At 54.3% G+C, this 17,952-nt stretch carries 12 protein-coding genes; 6 read left to right on the plus strand and 6 right to left on the minus strand.

Annotation, left to right across the window (positions count from 1 at the left end; all coding sequences use genetic code 11):
• Window positions 1-36 precede the first annotated feature (36 nt).
• The 4 genes from ACX80O_RS04245 to ACX80O_RS04260 all read left to right on the plus strand — a co-directional run bounded on the left by ACX80O_RS04245 (window position 37) and on the right by ACX80O_RS04260 (window position 5,983).
• Window positions 37-882, plus strand: coding sequence for a helix-turn-helix domain-containing protein (locus ACX80O_RS04245; protein WP_459332636.1), 846 nt, complete (start codon window positions 37-39; stop codon window positions 880-882).
• Window positions 883-1,707: 825 nt separating this feature from the next.
• Window positions 1,708-3,192 carry a recombinase family protein gene (locus ACX80O_RS04250; RefSeq protein WP_459332637.1) on the plus strand — a complete coding sequence of 495 codons (1,485 nt, stop codon included), beginning with the start codon at window positions 1,708-1,710 and terminating at the stop codon, window positions 3,190-3,192.
• A gap of 640 nt (window positions 3,193-3,832) precedes the next feature.
• Window positions 3,833-5,551, plus strand: coding sequence for a DUF5906 domain-containing protein (locus ACX80O_RS04255; protein ID WP_459332638.1), 1,719 nt, complete (start codon window positions 3,833-3,835; stop codon window positions 5,549-5,551).
• A 264-nt stretch (window positions 5,552-5,815) separates the two neighbouring features.
• Window positions 5,816-5,983 carry a hypothetical protein gene (locus ACX80O_RS04260; RefSeq protein WP_459332639.1) on the plus strand — a complete coding sequence of 56 codons (168 nt, stop codon included), beginning with the start codon at window positions 5,816-5,818 and terminating at the stop codon, window positions 5,981-5,983.
• Window positions 5,984-6,870: 887 nt separating this feature from the next.
• Here the strand turns inward: ACX80O_RS04260 and ACX80O_RS04265 are convergent.
• The 6 genes from ACX80O_RS04265 to ACX80O_RS04290 all read right to left on the minus strand — a co-directional run bounded on the left by ACX80O_RS04265 (window position 6,871) and on the right by ACX80O_RS04290 (window position 15,726).
• The gene (locus ACX80O_RS04265) at window positions 6,871-7,428 is read right to left on the minus strand and encodes a recombinase family protein (protein ID WP_459332697.1); all 558 of its coding nucleotides are present in this window, start codon (window positions 7,426-7,428) and stop codon (window positions 6,871-6,873) included.
• 215 nt (window positions 7,429-7,643) lie between these two features.
• Window positions 7,644-8,645: an RES domain-containing protein gene (locus ACX80O_RS04270; RefSeq protein WP_459332640.1), complete on the minus strand. Its 1,002-nt coding sequence runs from the start codon at window positions 8,643-8,645 to the stop codon at window positions 7,644-7,646.
• A gap of 405 nt (window positions 8,646-9,050) precedes the next feature.
• Window positions 9,051-9,989 (minus strand): reverse transcriptase family protein, encoded by a 939-nt coding sequence (locus tag ACX80O_RS04275; protein WP_459332641.1) that lies wholly within the window; start codon window positions 9,987-9,989, stop codon window positions 9,051-9,053.
• 115 nt (window positions 9,990-10,104) lie between these two features.
• The gene (locus tag ACX80O_RS04280) at window positions 10,105-10,863 is read right to left on the minus strand and encodes a hypothetical protein (RefSeq protein WP_459332642.1); all 759 of its coding nucleotides are present in this window, start codon (window positions 10,861-10,863) and stop codon (window positions 10,105-10,107) included.
• Between the two features lie 225 nt (window positions 10,864-11,088).
• Window positions 11,089-12,045, minus strand: a complete 957-nt coding sequence (locus ACX80O_RS04285; RefSeq protein ID WP_459332643.1) for an HIRAN domain-containing protein — start codon at window positions 12,043-12,045, stop codon at window positions 11,089-11,091.
• A 174-nt stretch (window positions 12,046-12,219) separates the two neighbouring features.
• On the minus strand, window positions 12,220-15,726 hold the full coding sequence (locus tag ACX80O_RS04290; protein ID WP_459332644.1) for an HsdM family class I SAM-dependent methyltransferase: 3,507 nt from the start codon (window positions 15,724-15,726) through the stop codon (window positions 12,220-12,222).
• Window positions 15,727-16,073: 347 nt separating this feature from the next.
• Between ACX80O_RS04290 and ACX80O_RS04295 the strand changes: the two genes are divergently transcribed.
• A complete protein-coding gene (locus ACX80O_RS04295; protein ID WP_459332698.1) occupies window positions 16,074-16,691 on the plus strand; it encodes a helicase associated domain-containing protein in 618 nt (205 codons plus the stop codon).
• A gap of 586 nt (window positions 16,692-17,277) precedes the next feature.
• The gene (locus ACX80O_RS04300; RefSeq protein ID WP_459332645.1) at window positions 17,278-17,850 is read left to right on the plus strand and encodes a phage major capsid family protein; all 573 of its coding nucleotides are present in this window, start codon (window positions 17,278-17,280) and stop codon (window positions 17,848-17,850) included.
• The last annotated feature ends 102 nt before the right edge of the window (window positions 17,851-17,952 follow it).

A 17,952-nucleotide genomic window follows, 5' to 3' on the forward strand; every position in this document is an offset into this window, starting at 1 on the left:
TGCTCAACGGTGCCAGATGAGGCATCCTAAGTATTGATGGAACCCGACACAGCACCGCGTACTCTGGACGAGATCGAGCGAGCTCACCTGAAGGCACCCGACGACGCTTCGCACGTGATGTACCGGTATCCGGCTCCGTCCGAGCTGGCGAGCCTCGTGCAGCGGTTTTGGATACCGGTCTGGTCCGTCCCTGCGGGTGAGCAGTCAGTGCAGCGGGTTCTGCAGTACCCGGTGTCGTTGCTCGTAATCGCTTCGGACTACGCCCGCTTCTACGGCGTCACGACCGGCCTGTCGCAGACAGTACTGACCGGGAACGGGTGGGCCGGAGGTGTCATGTGCACTCCGGCCGCCGGCTCACTCATCGGCCGGGGCTCGATGGCCCGATTCACCGACCGGCACGTCGACGTGTCCGACGTCCTCGGCCGGTCCGGAAAGGAGCTGACCGACCGTGTCCGCGCAGCAATGTTCAATGACCCGCATTCCCCGGGAGCGCACCGGGCAGTGATGACCGCGTTCAGCGAGGCCCTCCTCCCACTACTCCCGGTCGACCCGGAAGGTGAACTCGTCGACCGCGTCGTGGCTCTCGTAGAGGAACGCTCCGACCTCCTGACAGTCGCCCAGCTCTGCGTCCAGACAGAGCTTTCCGAACGTACCCTGCAACGCCTGATTCACCGCCGGCTCGGGTTAACCCCAAAGTGGCTCATCCAGCGACGCCGTCTCCAAGAAGCCGCGGAGCAATTGCGCACCACGGCGGGAACCCTGGCAGGGACCGCCGCGATGCTGGGCTACGCCGATCAAGCCCATTTCACCCGCGATTTCTCCCGCGTCACCGGATCCACACCGAGCAAGTTCGCCACCGAGTACCGGGCGAGGAGCACCTGAACAAGGTCCCGATAGCCAATGGCGTACTGGGACACTCGTCCGTCTCTGGGCCCAAATGCTGCGAGGGCTTGGGAATCTGACGCAGGCTGACGGATCATTTCTTCGAGCCAGTGCTCGCCCTCGCGGACCTCGACCTTTCGCTGACCTCTTCGATGAGTAGTTCGACGTCGATCAGCGATCGAGTACGCGCCTCTGCTCCTTCATGGAGTATCCCCAATGCACGTTTGGTCGGCCGGATGGAAGTCCGCCACTGCCCATTGATAACGGGCCATCATCGATGCCGCGCGCCACCTGCATCCCAAACCGATCCCTCAGCGGCACACCTTATGTGAACAGGCTCAGTATTCGATGACACCTGGGCGGATCCAGTGTCAGGCCCCGCTGCACCCACCCACAGTAAGCAGGACATCGATCGCACGACCACCCAGGCCCGGGCCCTTTCAGCGGGACCGGCCGCGGCTTCAACGAACGCATCAAATGCTGCGTAGACGTAGCGGTCCTCAGGGAGTTCGTCGAGCCGGGACCAGAGCACTCGTCCGGCGTCGTACTTGGGTCTCCGCGGAGGCTGCTGCGGAGACGGCACGGTCAGGAAAGACTGCGACCGCGGGGTTTCGGCTTCGCGGCGCTGTTCGGTGATCGATCAACACCGCGTCTTGCATCGCAGCGTATCGTGACACACGATGCGGAGGGACTTGCGTGCCGCTGGACCATCGGTCCAAGCAGTAGGCTTCCACCATGCTGATAGCTGACCTCCCCGACCTGACCATCCGTTCACTATCCGTCAGCGAGATGGATAACAACCCCTCCTAAATGTAGTGTCGGCCTATGATCACGACATCGGCTCCGAAACGTGCTGCTATCTACATCCGTCAGTCTCAAACTTCAGACGGCACCATCTCCCCTGCTTTGCAGGAACAGCACGTTCGGGAGTTCATCGCTCGGCAGGACGGCTGGACCATCACAGAGGTCTACTCCGATATCGACATATCCGGACGCAAGACCTCCAACAGGCCGGGACTGCTCGCTCTCGTTGCCGACTACAACAAAAAGAAGTTCGACATAGCGGTAGCTGATGACTACAGCCGCTTCTCAAGGGATATGTCAGACGGTGCAGACCTCATTGGTTCAATGTCTGTCGCTACCTACGCTGAGGGTGTCCCTGATCCGGACGACGACTTTGCACCACTGCTGTACATGCTGCTCGCTCACAAATACAGCAAAGAAATGGGCAAGCGCTGGAGGGCAGCGCACGCCTACCGGCTAGCGGCAAAGCTACCGCCCAACGGAGTCAGGCAGTTTGGGTATGACCGGTTCGATAAGGACGGAAAACCGGTACTTCCTACCACCAAGGGCAGCGTGCAGGAATACCGGATCAACGAAGACGAAGCCGCAATCCTCTACGACCTATATAAGAGGTACATCGGGGGTGAAGGTTCAATATCCCTGGTGCAAGACCTAACCAAACGTGGAGTCAAGACCGTGCGCGGTGGGGACTTCTCAAGTTCGCAGCTTTTGGACCTTCTGGATAAGCCGTTTGCAGCCGGGTACTTTATCTGGGATGGGCATGAATGGGAAGGCAAGCACAAGCCGATACTGACCGCGACAGAGTGGACGCACTACAAGGACGCTAGAGCGAAACGCAAGGTGCACCAAGCACCACGCAATCCGAAGTGGTGGCTAGCCGGTATCGGCAAATGCGGCAGATGTGGGGCGAACCTTGTCAGTACCACGATCAAGGGCAAGCAATCCGTGAACTGCTCTGTCTACAACAACAAAGGTAAGGCCGCGTGCGCTGGAGTGTTCAGGAAGCGTGCGACGGTGGACTATCACACAATGATGTGGCTCTTCCGTCAGCGTGCAGCACTGGCCGCTGTGATGCCTACAGATGATGAAGCACGCCTAGGCGCTGAGAAGGCGGTTGACGAAGCACAGGAGCAAGTCGGTGCCTCCAGGAAGGCATTGACTGAACTTCTACTCACCATGACTACTCATGGTCTGAGTGAGGAAATGGCCGCTGACGCTATCGCAATCCGCAAGAGTGAACTCGCTGACGCATCAGAAGGCCTCAGACAGGCACAGCTAGCCCTTGGTGGATTCATCCCGGCGACGACCATCAGCGAACAGCTTGATAAGGGGTTTGAGCTGATGGGAATGAAGCCTGAGGATGAAGAGCTTTCCGAACAAGCCCTTCCAGCATTCAGGGAAGCCGTCTCAAAGCTTCTAAAAGAGGTACGCATACTTCCTCCGGTGGATGGCAACCGCAGCCCTAACCGGGACATGCGGCCCGAGATAGTTTTCGTTCCGCAGTGAATCCATGATCAGGTGCCTGTTGCACTAAGCGCTCCGATGATCGGGGCGCTTTCTGCGTAAGGGACTGCGACGATAGTGTATCTAAACTTCTCACTAAATTTTTTTGTAACGTGCAGTTTCTGAACCGACCAGATACTCTGTACCGGAGATCAAAGATCAGTAGTCAATCAAAACCATAGACTATGACACTTTGGTGCAATATATATTGCCGGGTACATTGTATCTATTTGTGGCCCAGCAAACTCAAAAGAGATAAAAGGGGGTCGAATTCATGATATAATAGATGTATGCAATTAATACATCAAAAAAGGTCGTCAATATGAAACGTGGAACACACAGTAGGACCCCTCTAACGCTTGCGCGCTACAGACTCTCACGTGCTGAGAGCAGGCTTATCAGGATGCAAGAAAAACTAAATCAAACACTGAGAGAAAAGTACGAGATCGCTCAGGAAGTTGCCCAGTTGGAAAGCTCAAAAGCACCCTGAACTGAAAACCCCATGGAGTCTTCGAGTCAAGAACAAATAGACAATCGACCATTCAACTTTGAACGATAATCACCGTCGATGCAGGAAATGCATCCCGGCGAATAGCGACGGGAGTACATATGGCCCCACCACACACTATTAGAAAGATTGAACATGGAAACCGAAACACAAGCACAGAAGCAAGTCTACGAATATGCACCAAAACCACAGAAGCAAGTAATCAAAGAGCTAGGCGAAGAATGGGTAAAGCATTCCGAGAATGATAACCGCACCAGCTTGGACGGTTTCCTCATCACAGCAGCAACGATCCCATCGAATGACCTCGACGCAGCAGATTGGATTCATTACTACGTTGGAGACCAGTACACCTACATCCCCACATCCAAAGGTAGTGGCGACTGGTACTTCTGGAACGGGAAAGTTCACGAGAAGGACAGCAAGGGACTCATAGACGACTACCTTGCAACGGCAATGGCCGACCTTGTGAAAGAAATGCTGATTCGCATGTCGCTATACATAAGAACTGCATCGTGGATCGATGAAGAGGGCCGCAAGAAGATCATGAAGGCTCTTGAGCCAGCAGCGAGCTACAAGACACAGCTTCGTGGTGAGACCGGACACTCAAAGCTCCGCAAGCGCATTCAGAAATCGTTCTTTGAAGATGAAGACTATTTCGACCGAGACCACAACTGGGCTGTCATGTCTGACGGGCGCGTGATCGATCTCAATGACCTTCACGGCGCATTCCTAGAGCCAGACCCAAAGCGTCCCGTCACCAAGAAGCTTGGTGTCTACGTAGACGACCTAAACGATGACGCGCGCAGTGTAGGCGACGAGCGCGGTGAGGCACATTGCATGCGCGGTGTGCGCCTCTGGCGGGACTCCCTCGACCAGTGGGTACCAGATAAGGCCGACCAGAAGTACCTACAGGTAGCCGCCGGTGCAGCGCTACTGGGTAGAGGGGATGCCAAGAACATTGTCACCCTAGTAGGACTCACCAACACCGGCAAGAGCACCTATGTCCGCACACTCGCTGGCGTGTTCGGAAACTATGCCGGAACTCTGCCGGTCGATGCGATTGTTCAGAAGTACAACGGTTCAACGAACTTCGATCAGTACAAGGCTCGCGGGAAGAGGTTCCTGTATCTGGAAGAGCCGAAGAACACCAAGACCGATGATTCGTTCCTGAAGGCTCTCACTGGCGGTGGCGGCACAGTACCCACGCAGGAGAAGGGCAAGAACTCTGTCGAGTGGAAACCTCAGTGCGTCCTGCACATCGGGGCGAATCACATTCCGAAGATCGATACCGCTGACAATGCGATTGTGGAGCGCCTGAACATCGTCAGCTTCGACAACGTGTTTAAGCCGAGCAGTCGAAGCACTGTGCCTCTGGAGGAAACTCTGCTGGATCAAGCCGGTGTAGCAATCCTGCACTGGATCATGGACGGAGCCGACCAGTACAACACTCTGGGCAGCATTCCGAAGTCCGAAGCAATCACTGCACGCGGTAAGACGAACGCAGTGCAGGGTTCCGTTCCGTTGAAGTGGCTTGCGGAAGTGACGGCTGGCGACTATCCCCAGTACGTCATAGATGTCACTGCGAAGGCATCCGCATGGGCGGAACCAGTAGATGTGTTCCCACGGTTCAAGATGTGGTGTGTGAACGCTAACGAGAAGGCACCCAGTAAGGCCGTATGGCTGGAGGAACTTGACCGTCATCTGAAGGCACCATCGGGCTTCCGAAACACGAGGCCGGGAGGTTCCGCACGAGTCTACGGTGTGCTTCCGGGACTCATGAATTGCACAAAAAAAGTGCACAATCAGAATCAGGCCGGAATCCTGGCCATCATGGAAGGAATCGGTAGCCTGTAAAATGCACAAATGTGCAGGGTTGGTGCATGGTTTGTGCAAGCCATGCACCACCCAAAACCCCTAGAATCCAACGATCTACTACTACTTAGTGCTATTGTGCATTATTTATTTATTATTTGTAGTAGTACTAGAAACAGTCTCTTCTCTCTATATATCCCTATACAGAGCTAGTAGAAAATAAGAAAATGCACAATTGCACAAGCACCAACAACACGACGCAACGACGCCTTTCTTAACACCCCAATCGCCTGAAAGGCGGACAGCATGACCAAGTACACAGATGGCTCAAATGGTATGAACAACGAAATTCTCGGCTGGGACGAAGAATACGAGGCATATCTGAAGAGGCACGAAAAGCCAGTTGATCCTGAGAAGGAAGCTGAAGAGCTACGCAAGATCATTGAAGAATTTGAAGAGAGAATTCACGGATAACCGTCGCGCCAGCGATTGCCGCCGGATGACTCCCCGCGGTGCATGTGGAGTACATGCGAGTTCCGAGTTACTCATGGTGATTACACGGGAGCATTGATAGAATGGCCACAACACCCATTTCAGGTTATTAAGAAATCGGTGGGTTGTTATGTTGACAGCAGGGAAAGACCTGCGTATTCCTCCGAACCAACGGATCATATCGCGGTGACAGCCGGAAAGACGGCACCTAAGACGCTCTGAGGACATTCTCAGGGCGTTACTGCTTTAAGAGGAACCCGCCATGCCCCGTACACAATCTAAGCCCTCAGAACGCTTGTGCCGCCCTTCCAAGGAGAGGCGGAACTGCCTAAATAGGGTTCAGGGGAATGAGCTGTTGCACTGCTACACGGACCCTTTGGACACAACGGACTTGACGACGGCCGGCGCAACTATATGCAATGGCCTAGCTTCGGGAGCGTTAGTTTTTGAGACGGTTCCTTACGTGGAGGTTCCAGGTGCTAGTTCCTAGGGGCCTACTTCCAAGGCTCGAAGTTGACGCGGGGGTATGTTGTGAACATTTCACAGCTATTTCATCAAGGAGGCAGGGCCATAGGTCCCGAAAACGGCCCTAAAAGTTTTTGTAAACTACCGCCGCATCCCTGTTAAGGAATTCACTGTCCAAGAAGGACGGACAGACTAGACTTTCTTGCAAATCTCCCGGAGCGCGCGAAAAACGCTAAAAGTTTTTGTAAATCGGGGACCAGGCGAGGAATCGCCTCTTATGGATCGGGAACAGTCGCCAGCGCTGCCCAGGTTATACGCCGTGCGAGCCTGATAATGCCTTAGTAAGCACCGATCTAGTTCCGGGCCGTTACTGCGTTCCATAGCGATAGCTCCGGCTGTTGCAGCTACTTAGCAAGATAACGGTAGAGCGTTGCTACTGAGACCCCAACCGCCTGGGCGACTTCTTTAGGGGTCATAGTCCCCGCCGCGTGGAGCTGCTTAGCCCTACTGACCTTCGCACTATCTAACAGCTTCGGTCTGCCACCATTGCGCCCACGTGCACGTGCTGATGCAAGCCCGACATTGGTGCGTTCCCGGATAAGGTCACGCTCATACTCAGCTAGTGATCCAAAAATGCCCAGCATAAGCTTTGCTTGGGCCTTGTTTCCATCCGTGCTGAGCATGGGGTTATCCAGTACGCGTACACCGATGCCTTGCTCTCCGAGTTCCTGAAACAAATGAACCAGATTCCCGAGGGACCTCCCCAGGCGGTCCAACTTGGCAACAACTAGCGTGTCCCCCTCCCTGAGGGAGTCTAGACACTTGGTCAGACCGGGTCGCTCTGCTTTGGCTCCACTCACTCCATGATCCTGGAACATGTGACGGGCATCATCTTTCACTCCGGCTGCGATCAGCGCATCATGCTGGCCGTCCGTGTTCTGCTCTGCCGTGCTGACTCGCATATACCCGACCAGTGCCAACCTTGACTCCTAGTTCTCACTTACCCAACGAATAGTACCATTATGAGAAGTACTTTATGCGATGCGTTATGAGAATACAAGTTCACCCAGTTCTCGCGGGTCGACCGCCTTAAGCCCATCAACCATTCTCACACTCAACATACGATCGTTTGTGAGACACATGTTTGAGCCTGCGAGTCGTCCTCGTATTTCTGCGGTCAATGGCGCTCAGGCGCTAGGAGCCATAAAACGATAAGCATGGTTTTGAGGCGGGATGCATTCGCTCTGCCGGTGAGCATCGATCCGTCACCGGCCCCGGAGCCGATCAGGCTAAGTTGGACACAATACTGACTACCCAACAGCAATACGGAAATCAGTCTGTCGCTTGTCAAATCTTTTTTCAACACTGCAACTGTCTTATTCTCGCCAGATACTCCAGTTACCTCATCCACGCGGACGACTTGCGTATGTTTGTAGTCCACAAGCGTTTCGGCGACGTCTCCACGAATACTCAGATTCTTGGATGTGACGATATTTCTTGAATCCGCAACTGAGGTGTACCACCAGCCGTGAAACAGGGTGGGGTCAGGATTGAAAAACTCTTTTGCTACCAAATCGGGCGTAATGTATCTCGCGGGGTCGCTCGTTGGAACCTTTTGACTGAAGAGCTCTCCCAAAAATTGCATGATCACTTGGAGTTTTCTCCGGTTCCCCTTTCGAAGTCCAGGGATTCTAGCCTCGGTAGTCATGTCGATGGCTAGGATTCTATGACTGGATCGGAAGAGCGACATTGCGATCAAATCGCCCGGCTTAGCATGAATTTCTAGTCCAGCGGTCAGTGGATCCAAGGCCGTATACAGCAGAGGCTCGCCTGCGTCGTTGACCCGGCCAGCGCCTATATGTTGGGCTGGGGCAGTCCAAATATCTGCCACGGTCTGGACATCACCCAACAAGCTGATTTTGCGTGCTCTGAATAATGGAATTCCCGCAGGCACCCCAACATGAGCGTATGGAATCATCAGATTGGCGAACCCAGGTGCGGTCAGAGTGTCGAATAAGGCTTGTCTGATTCCTGGCCTATCTACTAGCGTGTCGGAAATCTTTTTGTAGTTTCGAATTCTTTGACAAAGCGCGCTGATGTCCAAGTTACTTAGATACTCGTCGGCGCGCCAAGTAACCTTGCCGAGAAGGGGGCCAAGATCATTAGGGGGATGCTCCACGGGTCGACTGTCCAATGCAGTCTTCGACCGAACTGCGCCGGTGCTGTAACTTGCAGGCATTCCGAAAGGGGCTGATCTCTTGCTCAGCTGCGTAAACTCCGCGTGACGAGCTAGTTTCCTGAGGATGTAGGGGTCGAAATCATCGATAGATGCCATGGTCTATTATTATCCGACGCTGCGTCTAATGCCGCCTGCGCAAGCCAACCTCCGTGAATGTCACCTTTGGAGGCTATGGTCTGGTGCCGGAGGAACGCGGTGACGAGACGTCATTCGTGCTAGACCATAATCAGGACCCTGTCAGACCCCGCCTATACGCGGAGGTCAGTGAATTATTGAGTAGTTTGCAAACCAATCCACTGCTGGGAATGTACTATGGCGACTCCCTCAGATGGCTACGGATACATGCTAATCCTCGCCTTCTTCGCGAACCAGGTCTTCGAACTCTTGCCGCATACCGAGTGCCAAATCCTTCTCGGAACACATGAGGTAGTTTATTTGCCCTAGAAGTCGTTGCTTGAACTTATTTTCAGTCACACCTCGGGCAAGGGCTTGTTGCTCGACCCCGAACTTTTTCATGAAATACAGATCTTGGCGAATCCGTTTTTTATAATATCGAGGCACTCGCGGGTGGTCCGGATGAGCTATCACGAAACCGGTAACATTCTGCGGGTGACCCCTCCGTTGGAATCGAACCTTCTTTCTATTCACCTCAAGGTTATGGAGAGCGAGTATCTCGGTAACGGCTTCCAAATGATCGTCGTTGACAGCATCACCCGAAAAAGTGAGATCGTCGGCGTACCTAGTGTAGGTAAGATTCAGATCCGCGGCGAGTCTGGATAATTGGACGTCAGCTTCGCGAAAGTACATGTTGGAAAGAACAGGACTAGTTGAGAAACCCGTGGCCAATACGTTTCTGAAGGTGCTTATGTAGGTGATACCGATTGCAACCTGAGGTGTCGCCCCAAGCCCAACTAACGTGGACATTATTTCCTCATTCGAAATGGATGAGAAAAATTCAGAAATATCAACAGTCAGCAATGCTGGAGCATCTAGATGTGCCATAGCGTTGGAATATGATCCACGGTCACGCGTGAACCCATGTACATCCGGATGAGGATCGAGCACCTGCCTGTCCAGGAATTCCTTGAGCTTCTTTTGCAGTCTGGCCAGCGAAGCGTCGACTGGCTCGGCGATTGTTCGATACCCTCCGGATGGTTTGCGTATCGTCAATAGCTTCAAGTCATACAGAGCAAGCGGCTTAGAGAGCCAGACTAGTGCCTCATCCGGAAGCGAAGCGGCGACCAGGAGATCCTCCAAGCTCTGAATCCCAGACAAGATTGTCATCGACGGCCACTCATCTGCTCGTAGATGCGGGGCACGGACTCACGCATGAAGGCAATGCCAACTCATTTGCTTATGCACGCGAATCGCGCACCGTTGAAACTCCGTACCCCGCATCTTAGGAGAGTACCTGAGTACTCCGCCCGTGGCTACACGACGAATGGTGACGTCCGGCAAGCTGGAAGTACGACCGATCTCCTAGGCGACCGGATGATCTACTTGAGATGCTCTTTCCAATGTCCCATGAATAGAGCACAGAGCATGATGGTTCAATACTCGCGAGTGTTCGATAAGGATGTTCTTTGCGTGCTTTAGCAACATCGCAACAAGCCTTCATCCACACTGCTATAGCTTGTGTGGCGATTGCGATGCAATAGTCCGCAATTGCGAGGGATCGATCCTGCTTAGTTCCGATCGAATGGGAAACCAACGCAGGGTCATAGTTTGTTCTCTCAATTGCCGTTTGGACGATTTCAGAAAACTGTCCCTTGAGGCGGTCGTTCTGCTCGAAAACGAAGTGCACCTGCTTATCCTTCAGTTTCCGTAGAATTCCCATAACTAGCCACCCAAACTGATCCGAGAGAGTAGCATACGAGTCTTCAGATGGTTCTAAGTTGCTTGAGCACCACCAATCAAAGTCCAATTTTGGCAGAAGATTGAGGAAGGCTTGTTTGGCAATAAAGTTATCTTCGACGTGGTGAAAGCCGGTTTTTTCAAACTTCTGCGCGGATGGTTCTAGCCGAAAATCGGGACGCAGTAGGAGACTTCTTATTGCCTGCTCAATCGCAGCCTCAATTGATTGCACGTTTCCAACAATAACGGCACACGCAGAAGGAAATCTTGCATCCCCGTCCAAGGCCCCTTCGTCGAGGAACACTGTGATTGTTCGTTCCTTCGCTCGGCTAATATTCAGTTCGGGTGAGTTTGCGCCGATGTCTGCCTCTACCCTAGAAGGCCGGAGTATCAGACATATCTGAGAGGAAATCCTAGAGATAGCCTGCCAAGGTTTCATTAAGATCGTCCCATCAATGCGTAGGCGCCTCAAGCACTGCAAGTCTAGGGGCAATGGTTTGTGACCTCGCAACCCCACTTGGTGCGTACATTAGCAACTCCATAGTGTGTGCACAGTTTCGAATGCTACCGAAATAGCAGCTCCATCCCTCATCTGGACACCGGCTGGCGAAAATTCCACAACGGGGAGCGGCTTAGCGAAGTCGTAATTGGCTTGTAGTCGTCCGACGCCATCAAATTTTGGATGCGGAGGGATGAGCACGTCACAGCCCATTCTCCGATGATCGCCCGACGGACGTACAACTACCAACAACCTTAGACCCTGAAGTTCAGCAGCCAGAAGCTCTTCTCTGTAACGTCCGCTTACCACCGCTGAAAGCCGGGCTATAACTCGCCCTCCTATCTCTACCCCTAATCTTTTGGCATGCGTGGGCTTCGCAGCTTCTAGCAATACAAGGTGGGCAAAAGCGTATTCGGCGGCTGAGACTGAAAGATGGTTCCTTAGATCATCCACATACAGGTCTTCAGACGGCGCCCATCGTGCTCCGCTCTCATGGTCAAGCAGGCCCATACCCTCAGAGGCGAATGCACTCGCTCCTGGTAGCTCCCAAGTAGAAATGGGCTGAGGCGGGTTCACGTTCTCGACGTGAAGATAGAGTTTAATCCTAGTCTTCGACTCTGAGTATTCGTCGTTCGCTGGCAGCAAGCGCGCGAATATCTTGCCAGTGATGAACGGCACGTGGCCGTCTCCTATCCACTTCGTTAGGAACGGCAAATAAGCTGTCGCGATTTCCGCTGGGAGGTAACCGACATGATGATTTTCAAGCGACACGGCCACGGCATTGGGGTCAAACGGATTGGTAGGTTCGGGGAGAAGTGCAAAATGTAGGTTGACCGTTACGTCACCGGACATTACAGTCTCGGGAAGGAATTCGGCTAAGAATTCTTCGTGGTACCAAAACCCCGCGCAAGTCACCTCCGAGTACCCCGCGAGATGCACCGGAGTACCTGTGGCGGTTAGTCGATTCCGAACGGTTCTAACGTTCACTGAAACTGCTCATTCAGATTCCATCCTATTTCTATGAGGCTGTGCGGTCGCTTTGAACAATTCCCTCCGCCAAGCCCCGCTACTCGGTCCCCTTGTTTCCCAGCATAAGCACCGATGCTCTGTATTTGATTATCAACCGTAGAAATCTAATTCTCCCTCCCAATTAGACAAGAGCTAAGTGTTTGGCACCGGAGGGACAAGTCCCTCTGTTTCGAATAACGACGGTTCAGTGGCTGGATCAAACACGGACATTTCGTGCGACTTTGCTAGTGTGCTAACGGCTGTTCTCAACAAGGTGATTTCACCTGTGGCCCACCGCTTCAAAACTCCAGCAACCACTTCGTCTAGCCGCTCAGTCGCTACATACGGGACGGCGCGTTGTCTAGCTGCCGACTTGAGGAGTTCGCGCTCAATGTTCAGCTTCCTCAGCAGCTCACTCGCTTCGCGTGCTTCCGGAATCGGAATAACGCCCACCCACCCGAGTTCACGAATCTCTCTAACAAACTCGACTCTGGCTGGTGCCCTTAGGTCCATGGGCTCCTCACCGTTCACTTTGACGGTAGTCATCTCGATAAGCGCGTCCTGGGCCATCTGAATAGGCGGGACTGCATCGACGTATTCGACACCGTCCAGCTCGGTCAATCGTGCCAACCCAATACCATGGCTATCCCTTATCTCGTCGTACACAGTCTGGATTGCCCGCTTTACGGGGTCTTGCGTCCTGCCACCGCCCCGCGCTCCAAGTGCGCGCCTATTCAGTCGCACTAGGTCTTCAACTGCCTCCACAGCACGCCGCCATCTTGCGTACGACATATACAAGCGATCGAGAAGCACCGCAGCGCTGCCGGGTGACTCCCCAAGCGCTATGAGGATTGCACTGTCCAGCTCGCGCCGAAGTGGATCCACCGAACCATTCTTGTCGGGTGCGCTGGGAATGCGGTCCGATTCGCGAATGCTATCGAGCGCATTGAGCACTCTCGCCGTGCCAGTACCCGAGAACCTACGTGGGTCAGGAATCCTCATCGACCGTGCTGCGGGAGGGCCCACATCGTAGGCTCCCTCATTGCCCGTGGCTACACCTACGAGCAATCTTGCTGTCATAGTAAATGTAGAGTTCAGAACGGCGCCTAGAAGGTCAATCGCCACTTCCCCCTTCGGATTAACTCCAATAAATCGACCGTTCAGAATTGCCCTGGCTTCAGTGTTATCCACCGCGAAATAATCTAGTGCAGAGTTGTATGGTAAAGCCCAAGGGGACCGGACCACCGTTCGGTTCTGGCGATACCAGACACCATCTGCGTTCGACTTCACAAGCCTCTGCTGATGAATACCGAAGTCTTCTCCAGCCTGGATGTAAGCTCGGGCACCACTGTCGCGCGCGCTTGTTGAGGGCGAGAAGTATCTGCCCGGAAGATTTCTGGCACGAACAACGAATCTCCTGCTACCAGCGTTGTCCAAATCCTTTGGATTTTGCAGGGCTGGCTGAAGGTGAGAATTGGCGATTGTGCCCTGCCACGCACCGTTCAACCCCTGTACCGTGGATTTAGCGCTCCGTTCAGAACTGGACAACTTCACGAAGAAGAACTTATCTGCACCCGTCTTTGCTCCTAGATGCACCGTACCCAGATCCTCAAGCTCGACAAAATCATCGCGGGCATCGAGTACATGACCCATATAAGGACTGCGAAGATACCGAGACCGCCAAGGCGCACCAACATAGCGCCCGCCGTCGTCCTGGCCCAGAGTCCGCAGAGCAACTTGGTTCACGCTGTGATGGTCGAAATCGTCTCCCTCTCCATGTCCAACTAGTGACAGAAGACGATCACGAAAACTGTCGACGCTCAACAGCCGCAAGGTGTCATCGGCCGAGTCATAGCCGTAAAGCTTAGCTAGCGGTCGTCGTAGAGTAACGAACCGAACTTTGGCCTCCGCTAGAGATTCTTCTGGGCGCAGCTTTCGTGCGATCAAGACAACAGTTCCGACGCGAGCCTCACCAAACCACTGCTCGGCCATCGATTCCATGACGAGTTCTATATGAAAGGTGGACGTCAGCCATTCTTGGAGTTGCACTCCGTAATCGGAATCGAGCCATTCTCCCGATGTAATGAAGGCCATTCTGCCGGATTCACCCAAGAATCTCGCTGCATGGAACCAGAAGAAGAGATGGTAGTTGAACCTATGTTTCAACGGTCCGCGCATGGGATAGCCCTCGGCGTATCTCGCTAACGCGTCATCAGCCCGCCCACCAATGTTGGAATAACCAATGTAGGGAGGGTTGCACACTACAGCCGAAATGGCAGATAAAGTGCGCTCGCCATATCCGCCTTCTCCGTCGGGAAGGCTCACGAAGCTTTCCCCGGGCCTGACCCCGAAGAACGAGCCAACCCTGATTTGCGGGTAATTGCTCCCTGACGCAAGATTCTGAGAGGCCAAGCTGATGGTGGATACAGACGCGGCGAAGGCAGATATATCGCCACCCGCGATTTCCTTAAGGCGGGCATTGTGGTCAGCCAGCGGCACAAATGCCTTCTTCCGGGCATATGCACGGACTAAAAAGGTGCCTCCCCCGCTTGCCGGATCGTACACTGTGCCGACTCCGTCTGGTAGGGCTGCGGAAAGCATGAGATCGACCACATCCGGCGATGTGTAGTGCTGGCCCCACTCATAACGCTCATGAGGATCAATAAGACGCTCAAATAACCGGCCAAGAACGTCGAAGCTGATGGTTTCAAGTTGAAAATGCTCTAGGAGTTCTAAGACATGCACCCATCCCAGGCATGATTCTCTTGAAATAAGCGCCCATAGGCAGACCTCGTCGAACACAAAAACTGTCTCATAGTCCCCAGTAATTTCTCTTGCTTGAGAAAACAGGTTCTCCACGGAACTCCGTGTGAGGCCTGGGTTTCCGGTCTGGGGCAACTCAAGAAGGGGCAGGTCTGGCTGCGCGCGCCTCAGTGCGCCATAGAACAGCAGGCGCGTGGCGAAAACATACGTCACGACCTGAGACACACGTGTGATCTCAGACTGAAACTCTTGTGAATCGTGCAGCCACCCTTGCTTATCGACCATCCATCGAATCAGCTCGTCGCTAAACTGCGGGTCGATTAGTTGCCGCTCATGTATTGCATCTCTAGTTTCCGCGAACGGTCGCGCAAGGGAAGCTTGCAGAGAGTCCACGAAAAATTCATCCGGCGGAACCGTCGGCACTGATTCCCGGCCGGTCAGCATGGGCGCGATTCTTCGAAGAAGCTCCTCCCAAGCGGCTCTGATCTGTCCGTAAAAAGCGGGAACGTCAAGCGAGGTCCGCGTGGCCGCCATTTGGAGCGAACTTACCGGAACGGCACGCTCACGCAATGGAACATCGTGTCGGCTGTGGTCCAATAATCTAAAGTCTTTGCCGTCCGAAGTTGCGGACCATCTCGCGCCAACAGCTCCTGCTTTGGTCATTGCGTTATGAATATTCGCCATTGAAGCCGGGCTCGCGTCGGCGTGGTCCGGAAGTCTCAGTTCGAGAACCATCAAATGGGAACCACGTGAGTCGTACAGAGTGAGATCCGCACGCCCTGACTCGCCTTCAGGAGATTCCTCGATTGTTACTCGACCCAGACCTAGGTCATAGTCATCGAATATTAGGCCGTCCCACCACGACTTGATCTCTCCGGCAAATCCCCATTCATTCATCGTATGAATGCTAGCCGATGCGAGCACATGGACATTCCAGCCGAGGAGTCGTGTTCAGAATCGTTGGTAAAGCGCTCGATAGAGGCTCAGCACCACGTGTCCTTGCGGATCTCCGACTACTACCCCACCTCTAAACACTTCCGGATCAATTAGGCCCGCGCGCAACCGGGCCCAGGCACAGCGTGGCAGGAGCTCAACCGAAATACCTCCGGACACTCCTATTCACGCAGTCCTTCCGTAAGCGACCTTGATAGCCATATCCTTTGAGCGTGGTCCTTCCAGCCGGCACAGAGGTGGTGGACCCCGATGACTGGGGTCCGTGCGTTTCCACGGCGGAGTGGAAGCTGATGTGGCTGCGAGGGCTTACACCCGAGCAGATAGCCCGATTCTGTCGTGTACCGGCGAAACGGGTCCGTCGAGTCCTCCGGACGTTTGAGGAAACCTATCCGGAACTGGCTGGTAGACGACTCATACGCATTGATCGCCCCGCTGCCCCGACACCTACTCAATTGCGACGAAAACCTCCCCGGCCCTCCTGGGACGTCAGTCTCAGGGAAGCAAAAGAGTTTCATCAACGGCATCACCGGCTGCCGCGCATCCTCTCCAAAGACCCAATCGAACAGCGTCTTGCCGTGTGGGTCGCGGGCCAGCGCAAGCAGATCCGCAATGGTTCCATCAGCAATGATCGACGGGAACTGCTGTTTGCAGCGTTTGGAGATTGGGTTGGCCTCCCGCGTCCGGTGATCGAAACCAACATGTGGGATCAACGCCTAAATGAAGTGGCCCATGTCATCAATAGGGAAGGACGCCCTCCCCATCTTCGGCAAACCGGCGACCGTTCTGAGAACACTCTGGCGACCTGGCTAGTGACCCAGCGCGGAATTCACCGTCGCGGCACATTAGACCCCGCGCGGCGATCACAACTGGATGAGCGGCTCCCGGGATGGGACAACGGCTGGCGGTGAAGTGGACTCTCGCAGTTCCTGATACGGGACGCTCAAAGTGCCTCACCGGGCGAGTCACTAGGGAACAAATCGACTTCGGCTAATTGGGGTACGTCAGGCACTGGGCACTAGAGGAACGACGGACTTTCAGGCAGTGGATCGATACAAGAGGGACGCGCGAATTCGCGCCGTGTTATGGCCCGAAAATAGTGCAGTCGTTCACCACCAGCGATATCCGCACTGCCTGTTCTGACACTCCCACTTAGCAGTATTCCGTTCAAGCAGACCAGTCCTCGGATTGATCTGCTCCAGCATGTCCATACAGCAGCCTGCGAAGACCGTGTTCGGCATCGTTTCATGCCCGTCAGGGAAGTATTCGCCATACGCGATCTTCCAGGCTTCAGTCCCACACCGTGGACAAAGGCGTAGCTTCAGCCCCGCTGACCTACTCGTGAGTCTCGTCATGGGAAAAGGGTACTGCCCCGAATCGATACCTGCACTGGCCAGGAATGGCTAAAGTATTTTGTAAGCAGGACCTGAAGCTTGTGCGCTCTGCATAGATGTTGCGCAACAGACTGAAGGTGCGGAAGGCCGAGAATTAACCGAGTTGATCCAGACAGAGCCCCTCAGCTTCGTCCTGCTGAAGGGCGTTCGCGACGCTAGCCCACATTATCTGCATACCGAGTTAATCGCTTCAAAACAATGCATGCTCGGACAGCAAATCCACGATGAGATGGTTTACGGTTTCCTGCGCGCTCTTGACGAGATGGTGCTCAACGACACTATCGACGAGAACGGGGAGATCCTCAACGGTCTATTGACAGCAACACGGGTCGGAGGGACGGCCTTCTTCGGTGACACGGTGCGCACAGTCCGGCGCGCCCTGGGATCTCAAGAAGGCCAAGGCATCGAGCCGACGCACGTCACAATGAATCCCACCGACTTGGAACCACTTGAGACCATGCAGCTGTCGGACGGCTCCTACTTGCTTCCTGATCGTCCGGGTGATTCAGGGGCGCGTCGAATCTGGACCGCCCCTGTCCTACTAGTAGCCGGCCTCGCTCCCGGGACAGCCGTGGTCGGTGACTTTACTACAGGGTCTATAGGCATCGCTTCTCGCGGGACGATCCATCCCCAATGGAATCCTTTTAGTAAGGACACAACCAATGAGACGATCTAGCGCGTCGAAGGACGGTTCAGTCCAATCATCACGAGACCCGCTGCATTCGAGCTTGTCGGAGCCTCGGAGAGTTCGGGTTAGAGACGATCGTACTCGTAGCTG

The sequence above is a fragment of the Arthrobacter glycogeni genome, assembly GCF_054511155.1.

Coding starts and splice junctions, on each gene's coding strand:
- ACX80O_RS04295 (WP_459332698.1), top strand. CDS start 16,074: ATGTGGCTGCGAGGGCTTACACCCGAGCAGATAGCCCGATTCTGTCGT.
- ACX80O_RS04260 (WP_459332639.1), top strand. CDS start 5,816: ATGACCAAGTACACAGATGGCTCAAATGGTATGAACAACGAAATTCTC.
- ACX80O_RS04290 (WP_459332644.1), bottom strand. CDS start 15,726: ATGAATGAATGGGGATTTGCCGGAGAGATCAAGTCGTGGTGGGACGGC.
- ACX80O_RS04275 (WP_459332641.1), bottom strand. CDS start 9,989: ATGACAATCTTGTCTGGGATTCAGAGCTTGGAGGATCTCCTGGTCGCC.
- ACX80O_RS04265 (WP_459332697.1), bottom strand. CDS start 7,428: ATGCGAGTCAGCACGGCAGAGCAGAACACGGACGGCCAGCATGATGCG.
- ACX80O_RS04255 (WP_459332638.1), top strand. CDS start 3,833: ATGGAAACCGAAACACAAGCACAGAAGCAAGTCTACGAATATGCACCA.
- ACX80O_RS04250 (WP_459332637.1), top strand. CDS start 1,708: ATGATCACGACATCGGCTCCGAAACGTGCTGCTATCTACATCCGTCAG.
- ACX80O_RS04245 (WP_459332636.1), top strand. CDS start 37: ATGGAACCCGACACAGCACCGCGTACTCTGGACGAGATCGAGCGAGCT.